Origin of the sequence: Dietzia sp. DQ11-44 (genome assembly GCF_014145205.1) — a bacterium.
In the GTDB taxonomy this organism is placed as follows: domain Bacteria; phylum Actinomycetota; class Actinomycetes; order Mycobacteriales; family Mycobacteriaceae; genus Dietzia; species Dietzia natronolimnaea.
Genome location: NZ_JAALEC010000715.1, coordinates 1 through 3,386 on the forward strand (window position 1 = coordinate 1; position 3,386 = coordinate 3,386).

Genomic DNA, 3,386 nt, shown 5'->3' on the forward strand with positions numbered 1-3,386 from the left:
CTGCCCAACGAGGTCGACGTCAAGACCGCGATGGGCTTCATCGAGCGAGCCGGGATGATCATCTGCGGCGGACTGCCCGCCGGGGAGCTCGATCGCCTGCGCGGGGTCTTGCAGTTCACCGAGGCCGAAGCGGCGATGATCACCGCCTGGTCCAAGGGCGCACCGATCGAGCGCACCGCCCCTGTCGGGGATGACGACGACCAGGAGCGTCGGAAGAAGCCACCACTGGGCCGCGGCAAGTTCATGCTCAAGCCCTCGAAGGACGGCTCGGCAGGAATCCCGATCCAGGTGCTGCTGACCACGACCGAGGACCAAACCAGGATCCACGACACCAACGTGCGATTCCGGGATCTGCTCGACGGCACGCCCACCGAGCAGGCGGTGCCGGCATGAGCACCTCGCCGTATGACACCCAGTTCCGCCAGGAAGTAGTCGACCGGTTCGCGCAGCTCGAACCGCAGTTCCCCTCGACATCGGCCGCGGCCGAGGCCGTCGCCCGCGAGTTCGGCATCAGCCGCGACTCGGTGCGGCGGTGGTCGGTCGATGCAGGCGTATGGCAGGCGCACAACTCCACGTCCCTGCGAGCCCTGCAAGCCGAGGTCGCTGCCCTTCGAGCCCGACTCGGTCAGTGACCTCGTGAGGTCGATGAAAATGGTCACCGGGCTAGTCATCGGGATCATCCTGCTGGCGCTGGTGATGGTGGTCGTGCTCGGCCCCAACGGCGGGGACCCGTGTCGACCGGAAAGCGGAAGCCCCTCCGCAGGCGGGGTGCCCGCGGGCGAGCTGAGTCTGCCGATCGCCGAGGGCGAGTACGTCGTGTCCTCGACCTACAAGAGCGCCGACCGCCCCGGCCACCGGGGCATCGACCTAGCCGCCCCCGACGGCACCGCCATGTACGCGATGGCCGGGGGAGTGGTCACTGCCGCTGGCCAGGCGTCCGGGTTCGGGAACTGGATCGTCCTCGATCACACGATCGACGGCCAGGCCTTCTCAACCGTGTACGGCCATATGTGGGACGACGGTGTCGCAGTACAGACCGGTGACACCGTGACCGCAGGCCAGTACATCGGCAAGGTCGGCAACAACGGACAGTCCACGGGACCCCACCTGCACTTCGAGGTCTGGCAGGGCGGGCGACTGTCCGGCGGCACCGAGACCGATCCACAGCCGTGGCTGGACCGGGCAGTCAACCCCGGATCGGGGCCGGCCGACACCGGCCAAGACGAGAGCGACGCCACCGACCCCACGCCGGCCCCACACTCGGGCGGCCAGATGCCGGACTCGGACAAGATCCAGTCCAAGGCCAACCTCCAGACCGACTCGATCCGGGTTGCCCGGGCAGTGGCGCAGCGATTCCCCGGCGTGCAAACCATCGGCGGGTGGCGGCCCGTCGATGACCTCCCAGATCACCCATCGGGTCGGGCAGTGGACATCATGATCCCGAACTACGAGTCCTCCGAAGGGCGTGAGCTGGGCAACCGGATCAAGAACTACCTGCTGACCCACCGCGAGTTTTTCAACATCGAGTACATGATCTGGCGGCAGATGTATATCCCGTCGTCAGGCCAACCGCACCTGATGGACGATCGGGGCAATCCGACTGAGAACCATTACGACCACGTGCACGTGACCACCGCCGGTGGCGGGATGCCGTCTGCGGGCCAGACCTACGGCGCCGCACCAACAGACGGTGCCGACAACACCTCGGAGACCACCGGAGCTCCCGGCGACGACGATTGTGCACCGGACTTCGGTCACCGGAGCCTGAACGACGGCGAGATCCCCGACGAGCTGCGCAAGTGGATCGCACTAGGCGGGCAGGTGTGCCGCGAGGTCGATCCGCCGCTGCTGGCGGGGCTGATCTATCACGAGTCCGCCGGGTTCCAGGCCACTGCGGTGTCCACGGCAGGGGCGCAAGGGTACGGGCAATTCATGCCCGGAACCTGGGCATCTAAGGGGGCGAAAGTGGACGAGAACGGGCAGATTGCAGGCCCACCGGGGTCGGGGTCACCGTCCGACCCGGCCGACGCGACGATGGCCGCTGCGCGCTACCTGTGCGAGATCGCAGGTGGTCAACGCGAGGCCATCGCCTCCGGTGTGCTGACCGGGGACCCGCAGACCTTGATGCTGGCCGGCTACAACGCAGGCCCCGGCGCAGTCCAACAGTTCGGCGGTGTACCGCCGTACGCAGAGACCCAGAAGTACGTGCAGATCGTGCCGCAAGAGGCCGCTCGATTCGCAAACGCATGATCGACCAGGAATGAGGAGCACGCCCGTGACCAAGACCCAGGTTGGCGTACTAGCGGCACTAGTGGTGGCAGTGGTGGTTGCGGCCATCGCCGCGGCCGTCACGCTCGGACGCGAGGACGAACCCGGCACCGATGCTCACGTGCACATAGAGCCGATCAGCACGGCTGATGAGGTCGCCGTCGCGACGATCTCGGGACTGCACACGTGGACACCTGCTGCGCAGCAGTCCCCGTGGGATGCGATGAATGCCATCGCCGATCAGCTCACCGGCCCCCTGGCCGAGGCTGCATCAACTCGTCCTGACCCCGATCCGACCCCGCGGCAGTGGCCGGCGTGGGCCAGGTCGGGTGACCGCGTCATCGGAGTGGCCACCCTTGGCCCCGACCAGGACCCGGTCGCCAATGAGGCGAGGCAGGCCACGCGAGTGGTCCAGGTCCGGCAGAAGGTGCTGCACCCGGACGGCGCGACAACGCCTTTGGAGCAGATCACCGTGACCGTCGAGCTCGAGCGCGTGGGCGAGGCCTGGAAAGTCGCCAGCTACCAGTACCGATCCGTCGGCCAGTAACGACCAACACCACTACAGGGAGTGTTTTCAAGATGGCAGGCAAAGACGTAGCGCGTCGTCCGCAGCAGAAGGAACCCGGTCCCACGATCGCGCTGGCCACGATGGGTGTGGCCGCAGTCGCGGTGCTGGGAGCGTGGGCGAGCCTGGAGCTCGGAGAGAAGATCAGCCCGACCGGTCAGGTCGTTCCCGGCAACCCCGTGGTGGCGGTCATTGACCTACTCCAAGGACAGGTGCAGTGGAGTGGTGGGGCCACGATCGTTGCGGTGAGCCTGGTGGCCGCCGCCTTCATCGTGCTCATAGTGATAGCCAGTGCTCTGGGTCGGCGCAACGCGGGCCGGACCCGGGTAGACGATGTGGCCAAGCACCTGGCAGGACGCTCCGACGTTCGGTCCCTGTCCGCCAAGACCGTTGCCCGCGCGAACCGCGAGCGCGGGGAGACGGTGACCACGCCCGGGGTGTACATCGGCAAAGAGGTCGCCACCGGTCAAGACCTCTGGGGCGGGTGGGAAGACCTACACCTGGATCTGTGGGGTCCACGGCAGGGAAAGACCTCCAGCCGCATCATCCCGAT

3 protein-coding genes and 2 pseudogenes are annotated in these 3,386 nt (G+C 67.2%); all 5 read left to right on the forward strand.

The window, feature by feature from the left end; genetic code table 11:
* Positions 1-393 (forward strand): annotated as a pseudogene (locus G6018_RS16100) (hypothetical protein); the annotation flags it as partial.
* Entirely contained in the window at positions 390-632 is a 243-nt protein-coding gene (locus G6018_RS16105) for a helix-turn-helix domain-containing protein (protein ID WP_182640156.1), read from the forward strand. The pseudogene G6018_RS16100 and the gene G6018_RS16105, both read left to right, overlap by 4 nt.
* A gap of 19 nt (positions 633-651) precedes the next feature.
* Positions 652-2,250, forward strand: a complete 1,599-nt coding sequence (locus G6018_RS16110; RefSeq protein ID WP_182640157.1) for a peptidoglycan DD-metalloendopeptidase family protein — start codon at positions 652-654, stop codon at positions 2,248-2,250.
* A gap of 25 nt (positions 2,251-2,275) precedes the next feature.
* On the forward strand, positions 2,276-2,815 hold the full coding sequence (locus G6018_RS16115) for a hypothetical protein (RefSeq protein WP_347237887.1): 540 nt from the start codon (positions 2,276-2,278) through the stop codon (positions 2,813-2,815).
* Positions 2,816-2,847: 32 nt separating this feature from the next.
* Positions 2,848-3,386, forward strand: a pseudogene (locus G6018_RS16120) (hypothetical protein); the annotation flags it as partial.